Origin of the sequence: Brachybacterium sp. UNK5269 (genome assembly GCF_049266655.1) — a bacterium.
Classification (GTDB): Bacteria; Actinomycetota; Actinomycetes; order Actinomycetales; family Dermabacteraceae; genus Brachybacterium.
The window spans coordinates 2,562,115-2,578,067 of the sequence record NZ_CP184883.1; the positions used below are offsets into that span (position 1 = coordinate 2,562,115).

Genomic DNA, 15,953 nt, shown 5'->3' on the forward strand with positions numbered 1-15,953 from the left:
GCGGAGGCCCCAAGGTGCACGCGCCACAGCGCCGGTCGGGCACTGCTGCCCGCTCGCCGCGCACGGAGGCGCGGCTGCGATACTGACCCGGCGGCTGGTGGCCGTGAACCACTGGATTCACGGGCTGATCGCCACGAGGTGGGAAGGGACTCCACTTGCGGAACTGATGACGAGGGTCTCGACCTGTTCCAGTCATCTATCCTAGCAGGAGACCGGCCGTCGTCCAGGTGATGTGCATCGCGCCCCTGACCTGCGCTCAGAGGCGGCCTGCGAGCAGTGAGGAGCAGGGGTGGAGACCGACCGCGAGATGCCCGGGGAGCCCGATCGGGCCGCCGGTCCCGCCCCGCAGCCCCGCCCCGAGTCCTCCGGCCGCGACTACGACTACGGCGACATCCCGCTCGAGCCCGCCGGCGTCGGCGGTCCGTCCGCGGCCGACGGCGGCGCCGCCGCGGGCGACGGGCCCGATCCGGCACCCGGCACGGGCGCCGTCCCGGCCCTCGGCGTGCCGACGGCCACCACCCCGCGCGCGGTGCTGCGCCCGATCCCCGAGGGCTTCCCGACCCCTCCCCCGCGCCCCGCCCGCCGCCACCGCCGGCCCGCGCCCGCGCCCGGGCCGGCGCCGTCGTCCTCCCGCCCCCGCGGACTCGTGCTCGCCGGGATCCTGGCGGCGGTGGCGCTGCTGCTGGTGGTCGCCGTCGGCGGCGGCGTCCTCGCCCTGCGGGGCCTGTCCCCGTCGGCGCCCGCGGCCTCCGACCCGGCGGCCTCCGACCCGGTGGCGGCCTCCGATCCGGCCGCGCCGGCCGGCACGGCGCGGATCGGTGAGGTCACCGTGGAGGAGGTCAGCACCGAGGTCGGGGTGCGAGCGGTCGGCGCCGGCGGCTCGGCGCTCGAGCCCGAGGGCGAGTTCGTGATCATCACCCTCACCGTGCGCAACCCCACCGACCAGGTGCTCACGGTGAGCGACAATATGACCCTGGAGACCGCCGACGGCGCGGGCCACGCGGCCGACCCGGGCGCCGGGGCGGCCCATGTCGCCCAGAGCAGGCCGTACGGGCTGGTCACCGTCGGCGGCGAGTCGACCTTCCATGCGGTGTTCGATGTGCCGATCGGCGCCGAGCCCACCGCTGTGCACCTGGACTTCGGCAGCAATGCCGACGCCGGGGAGGGCACCCTGCCGCTGGGCGGCTGACACCTCCGCGGCACCACCGATCACCCGTGCGGCCCCGTCCGGGGCCGCCCCACCACGAAGGATCCCCATGGATGAGAACCAGCAGCACGACGCCGACCACGACGCCGCCGCGGAGCACGCCCGGGCCCAGGGGCAGGGCGATGACCTGGCCGCCGAGGCGCTGCGCGACATCTCCGAGGTCGCGGCGGTCGAGATCATCACCTCCTCCTGCGTCCACCTGATGAGCGCCGCCGCGGTGAAGGTCGGACTGGCCGAGGACGAGGGGACCGGCCGCTACCAGGACCTCGCGGAGGCCCGGAAGCTGATCACCGCCCTGGCCGGACTGGTCACGGCCGCGGCGCCGGAGATCGGCAACGAGCACGCCCGCTCCCTGCGCGACGGCCTGCGCTCCCTGCAGCTCGCCTTCGCCGAGGCGCTGCCGTTCCCGGACGCCCCGGGCGAGGCCCCGGGCGAGAAGTTCACCGGCCGGGTCTCCTGAGCGCGCGGGCGGCGCTCAGGACCCCAGCACCAGCCGCAGCGAGCTGATCCGCTCGGCGACGAGCTGCTCGGCCCCGAGCCGGGCCGAGACCGCCTCGACCACGGCGCGGACCTCGGGCGCGGTCAGGCCGGGGCGCAGCTGCAGGTGCAGATCCACCTCGGCCCGCTCCCCGGCCCGGGCGTCCAGCCCGGTCACCTGGTCGGAGGCCTCGGCGCCGACGCGGCGGAGCACGGCGGCGAGCTCCGCATCCAGGTGCGGCGGGATCCACTCCCGCCCCTGGGCCAGCGCCCAGAGCACGGAGCGCGGCAGCAGCAGCGGCCCGCCCTCCGCCGCCGGGGTCGCGGCGTCCACCAGCAGCGAGGTGCACCCCTCCTGCACCGCGGCCTGCGCCGCCTGCGGGGCGACGACGGGCACCGGCCGGGCGTCGCTGCGCCAGGCGGACAGCGCCGCGACCGAGGTGAAGATCGGCAGCACCCGGGCCCCGTCGGGGCCGGTGATCGAGACCATCGCCATGTCGGCCCCGTTGTCGCCGGTCAGGCCGTGCGCCGTGGTCCCGGTCTCGGTGGCGATCGCCATGATCGGCACCAGCACCCGGGCCCCGGCCAGCGCCGCCACCAGCTGCCGGCGGTGCGGGTCCCGCCCGCTGCGGTGGGCGGCCAGGGCGGCGGCCACGGGCGCGGGCATCGAGCCGTCGTCACCGGGGAACGGGCTGAGGGTGTAGTCGCGCCCTTCCCACGGCACGCCCGCGGTGTCGGTCAGCGGGGACTTCTCCTGGAAGTGGGCGGGCAGGGCCCGATGGGCCCGGGCCGCGCGCGCGGCGTCGGCCTCCTCGGGGCGGCCCGGGCCCGAGGTCACGGGCGCCCCGCGACGTCCAGCGCCTCGACCATCGTGAACGCGCCCGCGTACAGGGCCTTGCCCACGATGGCGCCCTCGATACCCGCGGGCACCAGCTCGCGCAGGGCGCGCAGGTCTTCGAGGGAGGAGACGCCGCCGGAGGCGACCACCGCGGCGTCGGTGCGGGAGCACACCTCGCGCAGCAGTTCGAGGTTGGGGCCGCGCAGGGTGCCGTCCTTGGTGACGTCGGTGACGACGTAGCGCTGGCAGCCGGCCTCGTCGAGCCGCTCGAGGGTCTCCCAGAGGTCGCCGCCCTCGCGGGTCCAGCCGCGGGCGGCCAGGGTGGTCCCGCGCACGTCGAGGCCGACGGCGATGCGGTCGCCGTGCTCGGCGATGATCTCCGCGGTCCACTCGGGGTGCTCGAGGGCCGCGGTGCCGAGGTTGACGCGGCGGCAGCCGGTGCCCAGGGCCGCGGCGAGCGACTGGTCGTCGCGGATCCCGCCGGAGAGCTCGACGTTCATGTCCACCGCGGCGATCACCTCGGCGAGCTGGGCCGCGTTGGAGCCGCGACCGAAGGCGGCGTCGAGGTCGACCAGGTGCAGCCAGTGCGCGCCGCCCTCCTGGAAGGCGAGGGCGGCGTCCAGCGGGGCGCCGTAGGCGGTCTCGGAGCCGGCGGCGCCCTGGACGAGTCGGACGGCCTGGCCATCCTGCACATCGACGGCGGGCAGCAGCTCGAGCACGGGAGCGGTCATGGGGGTGCCTCCTGGAAGCGGGGGGTACGAGGGCCGAGGCCCGGACGGGCTCGGAACGGGACGGGGGCACGGGGCAGGCGGCGCGGAGCCGTCGGCCCCGGGCCGGGTGCGGGCGCGCGACGTCAGCCGGTCTGGATCCTCCAGATCGACACGCCGAAGCAGAGCAGGCCCAGCAGCGCCAGGCCCACGATCGACCACCAGGGCTTCTTCGAGCGGAAGAAGGACCAGGCGCCGCCGACGAACATGCCGCCGGCGAACAGCAGCGCGAAGGCGAGGATCACGAGGTCGCCTCGCTGCGGCGCGCAGGCAGCGTGCGCAGCCAGTTGGCCAGGAGCGCGGCGCCCGCATCGCCCGACTTCTCGGGGTGGAACTGGGTGGCGGTCAGCGCCCCGTTCTCGACGGCGGCGATGAACCGGTCCCCGCCGTGCTCCGCCCAGGTCACCAGCGGCGCTTCGAGGGAGCCGATCTGCTCCATCTCCCAGCGGCGGGCGGCGTAGGAGTGCACGAAGTAGAAGCGCTCCTCGGCGAGGCCGTCGAACAGTCGCGTGCCCGGCGCGGGCTCGACGGTGTTCCAGCCCATGTGGGGCACGACATCGGCCTGCAGGCGGGTCACCTCGCCGGGCCACTGACCCAGGCCCTGGGCGCGCTCGCCGTGCTCGTCGCCGGCGTCGAACATGATCTGCAGTCCCACGCAGATGCCGAGGACGGGCCGGCCGCCGGCGAGACGGCGCTCGATGATGCGGTCCCCGCCGACGCCGAGGATCTGCTCGACGGTGGCGGCGAAGGCGCCGACCCCGGGCACGACCAGCCCGTCGGCCGCGAGCGCGCGCTCGCGGTCGGCGGTCAGCTCGACCTCGGCCCCGGCGGCCTCGAGGGCGCGGACCACGGAGCGGACGTTGCCTGAGCCGTGGTCGAGGACCACCACCTTGGGGGCGGTGGGCGCGGGCGTCGCGGGGGCGAGGTGCGAGGCGGGGGTCGCGGTCATGGGCGCTTCTTCCCCGAGGCGATCCACTTCAGGGCCTCGGCGCGGGTGAGGGAGGCGGGGTCGAGGCCCTCGCCCAGTTCGGTCAGGTCGGTGGCGCCCAGCAGCAGCTCCTCGACGAGGTCGTCGACCGCGCCGAGCACGATCGCGGGCGAGATGTCCTCGCCGCGCTCGCCGTTCTTGTAGCGGGTGGCGGTCATGCGGTCCCCGCGCCGCCAGAACAGCACGATCCCGTTGCGCTGCAGGGCGGTGGAGGTGATCGCCGCGAGGTCGTGGGCCGCGGCCTCGGCGAGCGGACCGGCCGCGATGGCGCCGGTGCGGGTGTCCAGGGCGCGGGTGCCGACGGGGATGTCGATCCCGTCGGTGCGGGCCTCGCGGCCCAGGCGGATCACGCCGGCCAGCGCCCGCGCGGAGGCCACCGAGGTGGCGACCACCGCGAGGGTGGGGACCTCGTCCTCGGCGGGGACGTCGGTGAGGACGTCCTCGACGGTCAGCGGGGCGTCGTCGAGGGAGAGCCCCTGGGTGAGGCGGGCGAACTCGGCGTCGATGTCGTCGCCGGGTCCGCCGCCGGGCTGGGCCTCCGGCTGCTCCGGGCGGGGGTCTTCGGGGTCGACGGTGCTCACAGGGCTCCCTTGGTGGAGGGGACGTCGAGGACGCGGTCATCGTAGGCGCAGGCCGCCCGCAGCGCACGGGCCAGGGCCTTGAACTGGGCCTCGACGATGTGGTGGGGGTCGCGGCCGTCGATCAGCCGGATGTGCAGGCAGATCGCGGCGTGGTGGGCCAGGGACTCGAAGACGTGACGGGTCAGGGAGCCGGTGAAGTGACCGCCGATGAGGTGCAGGGCCTGGCCCTCGCTCTCGCCGGTGTGGACGCAGTAGGGGCGGCCGGAGAGGTCGACGACGGCCTGGGCGAGGGCCTCGTCGAGGGGGACCAGGGCGTCGCCGAAGCGGGCGATGCCCTGCTTGTCCCCGAGCGCCTCGCGCAGCGCCTGTCCGAGCACTATCGCGGTGTCCTCGACGGTGTGGTGGGCGTCGATGTCGGTGTCGCCGCTGGCCCGGACGGTGAGGTCGAAGCGGGCGTGGGTGCCGAGCGCGGTGAGCATGTGGTCGAAGAACGGCACGGTGGTCGAGACGTCGACCTGGCCGGTGCCGTCCAGGTCCAGGGTGACCTCGACGCTGGACTCGCGGGTGCTGCGGCTGATGGTCGCGGTCCGGGACGGGCGGGGTGCGGAAGGGGTGGTCATCGGGGGTCGGCCTCCTCGAGGGCGGTGCGGAATGCGACGTTGTCCTGCGGCGTGCCGACGGACACGCGCAGCCAGCCGGTGGGGCCGACCGCGCGCACCAGCACGCTGCGCTCCAGGAGCGCCTCGAACACGCGGTCACGGTCGGTGAAGGTGCGGAACAGGATGAAGTTCGCGTCGGACGGCGCGACCTGGTGGCCGCGCGCGGTCAGGTGGACGGCGAGCGCGTCGCGCTCACCGCGCAGCAGCGCCACCGTGCCCAGCAGCTCCTCGCGATGGGACAGCGCGGTGCGGGCGACGGCCTGGGTGACGGCCGAGAGGTGGTAGGGCAGGCGCACGATGCGCACCGTGTCGACGATCGCGGGATGGGCGACCAGGTAGCCCAGGCGCGCCCCGGCGAGGGCGAAGGCCTTGGACATGGTGCGGGTGACGACGAGGTTCGGGTGCTGCTCGAGGACGGTCAGGGAGCTGGGCACGCCGTCCCGGCGGAACTCGCCGTACGCCTCGTCGACCACCAGCAGGCCGCGGGTCTCGGCCAGCGCGACGGCCGCGGCCTCGACGACCTCGAGCTCCAGCGCCGTCCCGGTGGGGTTGTTCGGGCTGGTGAGGACCACGATGTGCGGGCGGTGCGCGGCGATCGCGGCGGTGACGGCCTGCGCGGTGAGGGCGAACTCCGGGGCAGGGCCGCGCTCGGCGGCCACCCAGCGGGTGAACGTGTCGCGCGCGTACTCGGGGTACATCGAGTAGTGCGGCAGGAAGCCGAGCGCGCTGCGGCCGGGGCCGCCGTAGGCGAGCATCAGCTGGTGCATGATCTCGTTCGAGCCGTTCGCGGCCCACACCGCCTCCGCGGCGGGCGCCGGGATGCCGGACTCCGCAGCGAGGTAGGTGCCGAGGTCGGCCCGCAGCGCGAGCGCGTCGCGGTCCGGGTAGCGGTTCAGGCCGCGGGCCGCCTCCGCGACGGCGCGACCGATGTGCTCGGCGAGCTGCGGCGAGGGCCCGTAGGGGTTCTCGTTGACGTTGAGCGCATGCTCCACCTCGAGCTGGGGGGCGCCGTACGGCGCGGCGTCCGCGATGTCGTCGCGCGGGACGGGCAGCACGGAGCCGTCGAGGGTCGGAGCGGAGTTCGCAGGCATGGTCTCCATGGTAGTTCGGGAGGGTGGGCGGCGACCTGGGCGTCCGCTCGGTGGGGCCGCCCGGGCGCCGCTGCCGGCTGGTTCGTGGCGACCTTCACAGCGGCCGCTGGGCCGCGAGCCCCGTCGCCGACCGCCAGTACCCTGGGGCGATGTTCCGTTCCCTGGGTGCCCTGGTCGGCGACCTGCTGGTCGTCCTCCTCTTCATCGCGATCGGCATCGTGCAGCATGGCACGCCGCTGACCTCGCAGAACATCGTGCTGGTGGGCTGGCCCTTCGCGGCCGGCGTGCTGCTGGGCCATCTCGCGATCCGCGCCTGGCACGCGCCCTTCCGGCTCTGGCCGCACGGGGTGTTCGTGTGGGCGATCACGCTGGCCACCGGTATGACCGTGCGCACGCTGCTGGGAGGGGGCACCGAGGTGTTCTTCGTCATCGTCGCCGCGCTGGTGACCGCAGTGGGCATGCTGGGCTGGCGCGCCGCGGCGCTGTTCCTGACCCGCGGCGAGCGGGTCGCCCGGAGCTGATCGACGGGAGTGCGAGCCGCCGCGGTCGCTCGCGGTGAGGATCGCGTGATTCCGTTCCAAAGAAGAACCGATCTGGAACGGAATCAAGCATTCTCCGCGAGGGTGGCCGGGAGCCGCGGGAGTCGTCCTGCTCGAGCGGCTGCCCGCCGTCCCGTCGGACGGCGGGCCGCCCCTGGGGCACCGGCCGTGGGGCAGCGACCACCGCTCCCGGGGCGTCAGTCCGCGAAGCGGACGTCGATCGCGGCGCCGTGCGCGGGCAGCCCCTCGGCGGCGGCGAGGGTGGTCGCGGCCCGGCGGGCCCCGGCGAGCGCATCGCGGTCGTAGGCGATCACGTGGATGCCGCGCAGGAACGTCTGCACCCCGAGGCCTCCGGTGAAGCGCGACGTGCCGCCGGTGGGGAGCACGTGGTTGGAGCCGGCCGCGTAGTCCCCGAGGCTGACCGGGCTGTGGGGGCCCACGAAGATCGCGCCGGCGTTGGTGACGCGGGCGGCGACCGCCGCGGCGTCGGCCGTGAGGATCTCCAGGTGCTCGGCGCCGTAGGCGTCCACCACCGCGAGTCCCTGGGCGAGGTCCTCGACCAGCACCGCGCCGCTCTGCGGACCGCGCAGGGCCTGCTCGATGCGCTCGCGGTGGTGCGCCGCCTGCACCTGGGCGGCGAGCTCGGCCTCGACCGCGTCGACGAGCTGCGGCGCGTCGGTGACCAGCACGCTCGCGGCCAGCGGATCGTGCTCGGCCTGGGAGATGAGGTCGGCGGCGACGAAGGCCGGATCGGCGGTCGCGTCGGCGAGGATCGCGATCTCGGTGGGGCCCGCCTCGGCGTCGATCCCCACGGTGCCGCGCACGAGGCGCTTGGCCGCGGCGACGTAGACGTTGCCGGGTCCGGTGACCAGGTCGACGCCCGCCAGCCCGGCGCCGTCGCCGAGGTCGTCGGCCCCGTAGGCGAGCAGGGCGATGCCCTGGGCGCCGCCGGCGGCGATCACCTCGGTGACCCCCAGCAGCGCGCAGGCGGCGAGGATGGTGGGGTGCGGCAGGCCGCCGAACTCCGCCTGCGGCGGGGAGGCCAGCACGATCTGCTCGACGCCGGCGATCTGGGCGGGCACCACGTTCATCACCACGGAGCTCGGCAGCACCGCCCGGCCGCCGGGCACGTAGAGCCCCACCCGGCGCACCGGCACCCAGCGCTGGGTGACGGTGCCGCCGGGGACGACCTGGACGGTCTCCTCCGGGCGCACCTGCGCGGAGTCGACGCGGCGCACCCGCGCCGCGGCCTCCTCGAGGGCGGAGCGGATCGCCGGGTCCAGCTCCGCCAGGGCGCGGTCCAGGGCCGCCTGCGGCACCCGCAGGTGCTCGGGCCGGATCCCGTCGAAGCGCTCGGAGGCGTCCAGCACGGCGGCGGCCCCGCGGGCCGCGACGTCCTCGACCACCGGGCGCACTGCCACGGCGGCCGCCTCGACGTCGAGCGCGGCGCGCGGCAGCGCCGCACTGAGCTCGGCGGCGGTGAGGGTGCGCGAACGCAGGTCGGTCGTGGCGAGGAACGCGGCGGGAGCGGGCATGGCGCCAGTCTAGGAGGGGCGCGCCGTGCCCGCCGTCCCCCGCCGGACGGTGGGCACGGCCGAGCGCCGGGACCGTTTACAGTCGTCCCCGTGCTCGTCGCCTTCCTCCTCACCCTCGTCGCCGGCGGTGCCACCAGCATCGGAGCGGCGCTCGGCGTGCTCGGCCGGGGCACCAGCCCGAAGGCCCTCGCGGGCGGTCTGGGCCTGTCGGCGGGCGTGATGCTCTACGTCTCCTTCGTCGAGCTGCTGCCCGAGGGGGCCCGGGTCCTCTCCGGCGGCGAGACCACCGGACGTGGCACGGCCGTCGCGGTGGGCTCGTTCTTCCTCGGCGTCGTGCTGATCGGGGTGCTGGACCGGCTGGTCCCCACCTCCGTGAGCCCGCACGAGTTCTCCGGGCGCATGAGCGGCAGCGGCGGGCGCCCCGAGGTGCGCGAGCCCGACGAGCAGGCCGCCGATCGGGCGCTGCGGGCCCGGCTGCTGCGCACCGGCACCGTCACCGCCCTGGCGCTCGCCCTCCACAACGTCCCCGAGGGCTTCGCGACGTTCGTCGCCGCGATGCAGTCGCCGGAGATCGCGATCCCGGTGGTCGCCGCGATCGCCCTGCACAACATCCCGGAGGGGCTTGCGGTCGCGGTGCCGGTGCGCCGCGCCACCGGCTCCCGCGCGAAGGCGTTCTGGCTGGCGACGATGACCGGACTGGCCGAGCCGGTCGGCGCCGTCCTGGGGTTCCTGCTGCTCGCTCCCCTGCTCAGCGGCGACGCGATGGGTGCGGTGCTGGCGGGCGTGGCCGGGGTGATGGTGTTCGTCTCGCTCGACGAGCTGCTGCCGGCCGCGGAGGAGACCGGCGAGCACCACACGGTCATCTACTCGCTGATCGCGGGCATGGCGCTGATGGCCGTCACCCTGCTGGTGCTGTGACCGCACCGGAGCGCCGGCAGCACTCCCCGCAGCGGTGATCGCGCCGACGGAGCGCGAGGTGGGGAAGACTGGAGGCATCCGGCGAGGAGGGGGACGCGATGGAGCCGAGCAGGGGCGCGGCGCCGCCAGGGCCGGTGCCCGCGAAGCGGCGCGGGCGGCGCGGGCGGCGCGGGCGGCGCGGGCTGCTCGGCGCGCTCACCGCCGGAGCGCTGCTGCTCGCCCTCGGCGCCTGCGATGCGGTGCCCGACCTCCCGGGCCGGGGCCCCGCGCCCGCGGCGACCTCGGCCGCTCCGGTCGATCCCGCGCAGGTGGCCGGCGCCGACATGGTCCCGGTCGACCCCTCCTGGCTGTGCGACCCGGGCGCGGGCGATCCCCCGTTCTCCTCGACCGGGCCGGGGGTGCTCACCCCGGGGACCGTGGCCGTGGACGGCAACGACGTGCTGGTCACCGGCGCCTTCACGCTGGATGACGAGCACGCCTACGGCGGCTTCGTGCCCGAGGGCATGATGCTGCCCGCCTCCGCCGAGAACCGCGGCCTGCCGGCGGAGGGCTTCGCGGGCGAGCTCGGGGTCGAGGGCGCCCCTATCCCGCCGATGGTGGTCCGGGAGCGGGTCGAGCTGCCCGGGGCGGGCTCGCCGCCGACCGCTGTCGCCGCCCGGCTGCGGCTGGGCACCTGCGACGACGCTCCGCTGCCGGACGGCCAGTACCTGCTGCGCCTGCGCGGCGGCGGCATCGACGGTCCCGGACGGGGCGGCGAGGACGCCGGCTGGAGCGCGAGCGGGGACGTGCTGCTCGACGTCGTCGACGGCGCCCTGCACGCGGTGCCGGGTGCCGTGACCGCGCCGAGCGGGGAGATCCCGGCGGACCTCTCGGCCCTGGCCTGCCGCGCCCCGCTCGCGGCCGTCGGGGACGGCGACGGCCTGCGCGTCACCGTCGGCGATCCCGCCTCCCGCGTGCCCGCCACCGCCGGCGCGGACGAGACCGGCGCCGGCATCACCGCGCAGGTGACCGTGACCGCGAGCACGCCCGGCACCCGGGCCCTGCTGCAGGGGATCGTGGTCGCGGACCCCGCCACCGGTTCCGTGGTGGCCGGCGCCCGCAGCAGCACCGAGATCGGCCTGCAATGGGTCGACCAGGAGGGCGTCAGCCGCGCCGAGACCGCCTGGACCACCCACGGCGGATGCTTCACCTCGGCCCTGCCCCCCGGCCCCTACCGGGCCCACGGCTTCGCGGTGACGGTCGATGCCGACGGCGCGACCCACGTGGTGCTCTCGGAGCCCTGGGACGTCGAGGTCGCCGCCGAGACGCCTGCCGACTGAGCCGCACCCGCCGCCCGGCTCCTCCGCTCACGTACGGTGGGAGCACCGGATCGATCGCGCGGGCCGGCCCGCGCCGTCGATTAGTCTTGACGTCAAGACAATGCCGCACCGACCCGAGGGAGCCCCGCGACACATGGCGCGCATCATCTACACCCACACCGACGAAGCCCCGATGCTGGCCACGGCATCGTTCCTGCCGATCCTCGATGCCTTCTCGAGCACCGCCGGGATCGACGTCACCACCCGTGACATCTCCCTGGCCGGCCGCATCGTCGCGGCCTTCTCCGACCTGCTGCCCGAGGACCAGCGCGAGGCCGACGCCCTCGCCGAGCTCGGGGAGCTGGCCAAGACCCCCGAGGCCAACATCATCAAGCTGCCCAACATCTCCGCCTCGGTGCCGCAGCTGGTGGCCGCCGTCAAGGAGCTGCAGGGCCAGGGCATCGCCCTGCCCGACTACCCCGAGTCCCCCTCCACCGACGAGGAGCGCGACATCCGCGCCCGCTACGACGCGGTCAAGGGCTCCGCGGTGAACCCGGTCCTGCGCGAGGGCAACTCCGACCGCCGCGCCCCCGCCGCGGTGAAGAACTTCGCCAAGAAGCACCCGCACCGGATGGGCGAGTGGAGCGCGGACTCGAAGACCTCCGTGGCGACCATGGGAGCCGACGACTTCCGCTCCAACGAGCAGTCGGTGATCCTCGAGCGCGAGGACACCCTCTCGATCGTGCACGTCGCCGCCGACGGCACCGAGACGGTGCTCAAGGCCTCGCTGCCCGTGCTCGCCGGCGAGGTCGTCGACTCCACGGTGATGCGGGCCGCCGCGCTGGACGCCTTCCTGCGCGAGCAGATCGCCGCCGCCAAGGAGCAGGGAGTGCTGTTCTCCCTGCACCTGAAGGCCACCATGATGAAGGTCTCCGACCCGATCCTGTTCGGGCACGCCGTGCGCGCCTTCTTCCCCACCCTGTTCGGCCGCTTCGGCGACCAGCTCGCCGCCGCGGGCCTCTCGGCCAACAACGGCCTGGGCGGCATCCTGGCCGGGGTCGAGGCCCTCGATCCCGAGGTGCGCGAGGGGATCACCGCCGCCATCGAGCAGGACCTCGCCGACGGCCCGGACCTGGCGATGGTCAACTCCGCCAAGGGCATCACCAACCTCCACGTCCCCTCCGACGTCATCGTCGACGCCTCGATGCCGGCGATGATCCGCACCGCGGGCCACATGTGGAACAAGGACGACCAGGAGCAGGACACCCTCGCGGTGATCCCCGACTCCTCCTACGCCGGCGTGTACGCCGTGACCGTCCAGGACTGCCAGGAGCACGGCGCCTTCGACCCGACCACCATGGGCACCGTCCCCAACGTCGGCCTGATGGCGCAGAAGGCCGAGGAGTACGGCTCCCACGACAAGACCTTCGAGATCGCCGCCGACGGCCGGGTGGAGGTGCGCGACGCCTCCGGCAGCGCGCTGATGAGCCATGAGGTCGCCGCCGGGGACATCTTCCGCGCCTGCCAGGCCAAGGACGCCCCGATCCGCGACTGGGTGCAGCTGGCCGTGCGCCGCTCCCGCGAATCCGGGATGCCGGCGGTGTTCTGGCTGGACGAGTCCCGCGCCCACGACCGCAACATCATCGCCAAGGTCGAGAAGTACCTGGCGGAGGAGGACACCGACGGTCTGGACCTGCGGATCATGAACCCCGTCGACGCCACCCGGCACACCCTGGCACGGGTCCGCGCCGGCGAGGACACCATCTCGGTGACCGGCAACGTGCTGCGCGACTACCTCACCGACCTGTTCCCGATCATGGAGCTGGGCACCAGCGCCAAGATGCTCTCGGTGGTGCCGCTGATGAACGGCGGCGGCCTGTTCGAGACCGGCGCCGGCGGTTCGGCCCCCAAGCACGTCCAGCAGCTGGTGGAGGAGAACTACCTGCGCTGGGACTCGCTCGGGGAGTTCCTGGCCCTGGCGGAGTCGCTGCGGCACCTCGCCCGCACCGCGGACAACGACCGCGCCCGGGTGCTGGCCGATGCGCTGGACCGGGCGACCGAGACCCTGCTGAACGAGGGCAGGTCCCCGCAGCGCAGGCTCGGCAGCATCGACAACCGCGGCAGCCACTTCTACCTGGCCCTGTACTGGGCGCAGGAGCTGGCCCAGCAGAGCGAGGACGCGGAGCTCGCCACCGCCTTCGGTCCGATCGCGAAGGAGCTGGTCGAGGGTGAGGAGACCATCGCCGCGGAGCTGCTCGCGGTGCAGGGCTCCCCGGTCGACATCGGCGGCTACTACCGCCCGGACCTGGAGAAGACCGCCGCGGTGATGCGCCCCTCGGCGACCTTCAACCGGATCCTCGAGGAGATCTCGGCGGCCCTGTGACCACCCGGGGCGCCGAGGCGACCTCGGCGCCCCGGGCGTCACCGACACCGGAGGAGTGGGGGTGCACGAGATGGCGAACGGGCCCGATGTCGCGGGGCTGCAGGTCGTCGGCGCAGCCTGCGCGCTCCACGGCCTGGGGCTCGTGCTCCGGGCGCTCGGCCTCGCGCTGAGCCCGGACGAGGTGCTGGTCTGCGTGAGCGAGCCCTGCCCGCAGCCCTCGACCGACCGGGGCCTGGTCGCCGGCACGCTCGTCGGCGGCCTCGCCCTGCTGCTGCCGGCGGCGTCGGCCGCTGCGCTCGCACAGGCGGCGCCGCGCCGCTCGCGGGCGCTGAGCGCGGTCGCACTGCTGGTCGCCCTGGTGCTCTCCGGCCTGGCCACGGTGCCGCAGCTGCAGGCGATCGGGGCGACCTGGCGCGCCGGGGAGCCCGCCGAGGGCGGGTTCCCCGTGCTGGTGGGGCCCGGCCTGACCGGTGCGGGCGCTGCCCTCGCCCTCGCCCTGGCCCCTCGCCCTGCTGCAGAGCGGGTCTCGCGCACCGGGTCGTCTCCCCCCGACCCGCCGCGCTGATGGCCGCTCAGGTGATCGTCCTGCTGATCGCGGTCTCCTGGTTCGCGACCGCGGCGGCGCATGCGCTCTCGGCGCTCCGGTTCGGGCGGATCGACCGTGATCTCGCCCGGATGAGCGATCCGCCGACGATCGTGGCGCAATGGGTGCCGGAGGCGAGTGCCGCCGGACTGTTCCTGGTGCTGACCGCCTTCGCCGCAGCAGCCCTCGCGGCGCTGGAGACCGCGCGCCGGATCGGCCGACCCGGCGCGATCGCGATCGCGGCGCTCGGCCTGCTCACCCTGGCGGGCCTCACGGTCGCGGCCGGATTCGGGGTGGCGGATCTGCCGGGCTGGACCGCCCTGGACGCGGCCCCGGCAGGGCCGCTGTCGCAGGGCGTGCTGGGGCTCCCTGCTCGCCGCCGTCCTGACCGGGCTCGCGCTGCTCGCGGCCCGCCGCTGATCCGGACACGGACCCGTGCCCGTCATCCCCTCTCCCGTCGACGGCATCGACCTGCGCTACGACGTCACCGGGAGCGGACCCGCCCTGGTGCTGCTGCACGGCGCGGTCCTCACGCGGGCGATCTGGCGCGGGCTCGGCCACCTCGAGCCGCTCGCCGCGCAGCACACCGTGATCCGGATGGACCTGCGTGGCCACGGCCGCTCCGGGGCGCCGCACGATCCCGCCCACTACACGCCGGAGCGCTTCGTCGGCGACCTCTGGGGCGTGCTCGAGGCGGAGGGCCTGGAGCGGGCCGCGCTGATGGGCTACTCGCTCGGCGCGCGCATCGCCCTTGCCGCGGCCCTCGAGCACCCGGGGCGGATCACCCGCCTGGTCAGCCTCGGCGGCACCGCCTCGGCGCAGCGCGGGCAGGTCGACGCCGTGTTCTTCCCCGGCGTGATCGATGCGGTGCGCGAGGGCGGGATGGAGGCGTTCTGCGCCGGTCAGGGCCTCGGCCCGGACGTCGACTCCCGGCGCGGTCGCGCGACCCGCGCCGCGTTCCTCGCCGCCGACCCGCGGGCGGTCACCGCGCTGCTGACCGCCACGGACGCCACCCCCGGGGTGCCCGATGACGTCCTCGCCGCCTGCCCGGTGCCCGCGCTGTGGATGGCGGGCACCGAGGACCATCCCCGGTTCGAGGAGTCCCGGCGCGCGGCTCGCCTGATGCCGGATGCGGACTTCGTGCCGCTGCCGGGCCGTGACCACGGCGGCACGCTCTTCCCGCCGGGGGCGATCCTCGAGCACGCGCTGTCCTTCCTGCGCTGAGCTCCGCCCGACGCGGCACGGGATCACACGAACTGGCGGACCAGCGCGAACAGTGCGACGGCGACGATGACCCCGCGCAGCAGCCACTCCGGCATCCGCTTGGCCAGATGCGCCCCGAAGTAGCCGCCCAGCAGCGCGCCGATCGCGATCGCCGCGGTCGCGATCCAGACGATCTCGGCGCCGATCACCACGTAGGCGAGGACGTAGACGAGGGCGGCGGCGAGGTTCACCACCAGGCTCAGCAGGTTCTTGACGCTGTTGACCGAGCCCATCGTCCGGCCCGTGAGCGCCCCCAGGACGCCCAGGTAGAGGATCCCCTGGGCGGCGGTGAAGTAACCGCCGTAGACGGAGGCCGCGCCCATGGCGCCGATCAGCGCAGGTGAGCGATACGGGCTGCGCTCCCGGGTGGTGCCCGCCCCGTCGGCCTCGGCACGGCGGGCGGCCCGCCGGTCCTGCCGGCGCCGGATGGCCGCGGTGAGCGGCTTCTGGAAGACGACCATGGCCAGCGCCACCACGATGAGGGCGGGGACGAGGACGTCCAGCGCCGCGGGCGGGGACACCAGCAACAGCAGCGAGCCGAGGGTCGCGCAGCCCATCGTCACCAGGACCAGCGGCCCCAGGTGCTGCTGCTCGCGGGCGATCTCCCGGCGGTAGCCGAGGGTGGAGCCGATGGTCGAGAAGAGGATGCCGACGGTGTTGGTGCGCACGGCGACACCCGGAGGGATGCCGAGGGCGAGCAGCACCGGCAGGGTGAGCAGCGACCCCGACCCGACCGCCGCGTTGATCGCGCCGGCGGCGGTGCCCATCACGAGCAGGACGGCGAGGTTGAGAGGCTCCACGGCCGAGGACCCTACTGGTCCCGGGG

At 75.1% G+C, this 15,953-nt stretch carries 17 protein-coding genes; 8 read left to right on the forward strand and 9 right to left on the reverse strand.

The window, feature by feature from the left end; all coding sequences use genetic code 11:
* Positions 1-289 precede the first annotated feature (289 nt).
* Together ACOJUI_RS11955 and ACOJUI_RS11960 are read left to right on the forward strand one after the other, a co-directional pair.
* On the forward strand, positions 290-1,189 hold the full coding sequence (locus ACOJUI_RS11955) for a DUF4352 domain-containing protein (RefSeq protein WP_422115175.1): 900 nt from the start codon (positions 290-292) through the stop codon (positions 1,187-1,189).
* Between the two features lie 67 nt (positions 1,190-1,256).
* The gene (locus ACOJUI_RS11960; RefSeq protein WP_422115176.1) at positions 1,257-1,667 is read left to right on the forward strand and encodes a DUF1844 domain-containing protein; all 411 of its coding nucleotides are present in this window, start codon (positions 1,257-1,259) and stop codon (positions 1,665-1,667) included.
* Between the two features lie 15 nt (positions 1,668-1,682).
* On the opposite strand, the gene ACOJUI_RS11965 is transcribed toward ACOJUI_RS11960, so the two are convergent.
* From ACOJUI_RS11965 to ACOJUI_RS11995, 7 genes are all read right to left on the reverse strand, one after another.
* Positions 1,683-2,522 (reverse strand): SseB family protein, encoded by an 840-nt coding sequence (locus tag ACOJUI_RS11965; protein WP_422115177.1) that lies wholly within the window; start codon positions 2,520-2,522, stop codon positions 1,683-1,685.
* Positions 2,519-3,253, reverse strand: coding sequence for a bifunctional 1-(5-phosphoribosyl)-5-((5-phosphoribosylamino)methylideneamino)imidazole-4-carboxamide isomerase/phosphoribosylanthranilate isomerase PriA (priA, locus tag ACOJUI_RS11970; protein ID WP_422115178.1), 735 nt, complete (start codon positions 3,251-3,253; stop codon positions 2,519-2,521). Before priA ends, ACOJUI_RS11965 begins: the two co-directional genes overlap by 4 nt.
* A 122-nt stretch (positions 3,254-3,375) precedes the next feature.
* Entirely contained in the window at positions 3,376-3,534 is a 159-nt protein-coding gene (locus tag ACOJUI_RS11975; RefSeq protein WP_422115179.1) for a hypothetical protein, read from the reverse strand.
* Positions 3,531-4,238, reverse strand: a complete 708-nt coding sequence (gene hisH / locus ACOJUI_RS11980) for an imidazole glycerol phosphate synthase subunit HisH (RefSeq protein WP_422115180.1) — start codon at positions 4,236-4,238, stop codon at positions 3,531-3,533. The genes ACOJUI_RS11975 and hisH overlap by 4 nt, the downstream gene beginning before the upstream one ends.
* Positions 4,235-4,858: a hypothetical protein gene (locus ACOJUI_RS11985; protein WP_422115181.1), complete on the reverse strand. Its 624-nt coding sequence runs from the start codon at positions 4,856-4,858 to the stop codon at positions 4,235-4,237. The genes hisH and ACOJUI_RS11985 overlap by 4 nt, the downstream gene beginning before the upstream one ends.
* Complete coding sequence (gene hisB, locus ACOJUI_RS11990) at positions 4,855-5,478, reverse strand: imidazoleglycerol-phosphate dehydratase HisB (RefSeq protein WP_422115182.1); 624 nt, start codon at positions 5,476-5,478, stop codon at positions 4,855-4,857. The genes ACOJUI_RS11985 and hisB overlap by 4 nt, the downstream gene beginning before the upstream one ends.
* A complete protein-coding gene (locus ACOJUI_RS11995; RefSeq protein WP_422115183.1) occupies positions 5,475-6,608 on the reverse strand; it encodes a histidinol-phosphate transaminase in 1,134 nt (377 codons plus the stop codon). Before ACOJUI_RS11995 ends, hisB begins: the two co-directional genes overlap by 4 nt.
* Positions 6,609-6,757: 149 nt before the next feature.
* Here ACOJUI_RS11995 and ACOJUI_RS12000 point away from each other — a divergent pair, with 149 nt between their 5' ends.
* Positions 6,758-7,129, forward strand: a complete 372-nt coding sequence (locus tag ACOJUI_RS12000) for a DUF3054 domain-containing protein (RefSeq protein WP_422115184.1) — start codon at positions 6,758-6,760, stop codon at positions 7,127-7,129.
* A gap of 215 nt (positions 7,130-7,344) precedes the next feature.
* On the opposite strand, the gene hisD is transcribed toward ACOJUI_RS12000, so the two are convergent.
* On the reverse strand, positions 7,345-8,682 hold the full coding sequence (hisD, locus tag ACOJUI_RS12005) for a histidinol dehydrogenase (RefSeq protein WP_422115185.1): 1,338 nt from the start codon (positions 8,680-8,682) through the stop codon (positions 7,345-7,347).
* A gap of 90 nt (positions 8,683-8,772) precedes the next feature.
* Between hisD and zupT the strand changes: the two genes are divergently transcribed.
* The 5 genes from zupT (at position 8,773) to ACOJUI_RS12030 (ending at position 15,088) form a co-directional block, all read left to right on the forward strand.
* Positions 8,773-9,600: a zinc transporter ZupT gene (gene zupT, locus ACOJUI_RS12010; RefSeq protein ID WP_422115186.1), complete on the forward strand. Its 828-nt coding sequence runs from the start codon at positions 8,773-8,775 to the stop codon at positions 9,598-9,600.
* 98 nt (positions 9,601-9,698) lie between these two features.
* Entirely contained in the window at positions 9,699-10,919 is a 1,221-nt protein-coding gene (locus tag ACOJUI_RS12015; protein WP_422115187.1) for a hypothetical protein, read from the forward strand.
* A gap of 133 nt (positions 10,920-11,052) precedes the next feature.
* Complete coding sequence (locus ACOJUI_RS12020) at positions 11,053-13,281, forward strand: NADP-dependent isocitrate dehydrogenase (protein WP_422115188.1); 2,229 nt, start codon at positions 11,053-11,055, stop codon at positions 13,279-13,281.
* 61 nt (positions 13,282-13,342) lie between these two features.
* Complete coding sequence (locus ACOJUI_RS12025; RefSeq protein WP_422115189.1) at positions 13,343-13,846, forward strand: hypothetical protein; 504 nt, start codon at positions 13,343-13,345, stop codon at positions 13,844-13,846.
* A gap of 453 nt (positions 13,847-14,299) precedes the next feature.
* The gene (locus ACOJUI_RS12030) at positions 14,300-15,088 is read left to right on the forward strand and encodes an alpha/beta fold hydrolase (protein WP_422115190.1); all 789 of its coding nucleotides are present in this window, start codon (positions 14,300-14,302) and stop codon (positions 15,086-15,088) included.
* A gap of 23 nt (positions 15,089-15,111) precedes the next feature.
* Here the strand turns inward: ACOJUI_RS12030 and ACOJUI_RS12035 are convergent, their stop codons facing one another.
* On the reverse strand, positions 15,112-15,927 hold the full coding sequence (locus tag ACOJUI_RS12035; RefSeq protein WP_422115191.1) for a sulfite exporter TauE/SafE family protein: 816 nt from the start codon (positions 15,925-15,927) through the stop codon (positions 15,112-15,114).
* Between the last annotated feature and the right edge of the window lie 26 nt (positions 15,928-15,953).

Excerpts from the sequence above, each read along its gene's own strand:
- ACOJUI_RS12015 (WP_422115187.1), top strand. The coding sequence starts at position 9,699 with ATGGAGCCGAGCAGGGGCGCGGCGCCGCCAGGGCCGGTGCCCGCGAAG.
- priA (WP_422115178.1), bottom strand. The coding sequence starts at position 3,253 with ATGACCGCTCCCGTGCTCGAGCTGCTGCCCGCCGTCGATGTGCAGGAT.
- hisH (WP_422115180.1), bottom strand. The coding sequence starts at position 4,238 with ATGACCGCGACCCCCGCCTCGCACCTCGCCCCCGCGACGCCCGCGCCC.
- ACOJUI_RS12000 (WP_422115184.1), top strand. The coding sequence starts at position 6,758 with ATGTTCCGTTCCCTGGGTGCCCTGGTCGGCGACCTGCTGGTCGTCCTC.
- hisB (WP_422115182.1), bottom strand. The coding sequence starts at position 5,478 with ATGACCACCCCTTCCGCACCCCGCCCGTCCCGGACCGCGACCATCAGC.
- ACOJUI_RS12020 (WP_422115188.1), top strand. The coding sequence starts at position 11,053 with ATGGCGCGCATCATCTACACCCACACCGACGAAGCCCCGATGCTGGCC.
- hisD (WP_422115185.1), bottom strand. The coding sequence starts at position 8,682 with ATGCCCGCTCCCGCCGCGTTCCTCGCCACGACCGACCTGCGTTCGCGC.
- ACOJUI_RS11960 (WP_422115176.1), top strand. The coding sequence starts at position 1,257 with ATGGATGAGAACCAGCAGCACGACGCCGACCACGACGCCGCCGCGGAG.
- ACOJUI_RS11995 (WP_422115183.1), bottom strand. The coding sequence starts at position 6,608 with ATGCCTGCGAACTCCGCTCCGACCCTCGACGGCTCCGTGCTGCCCGTC.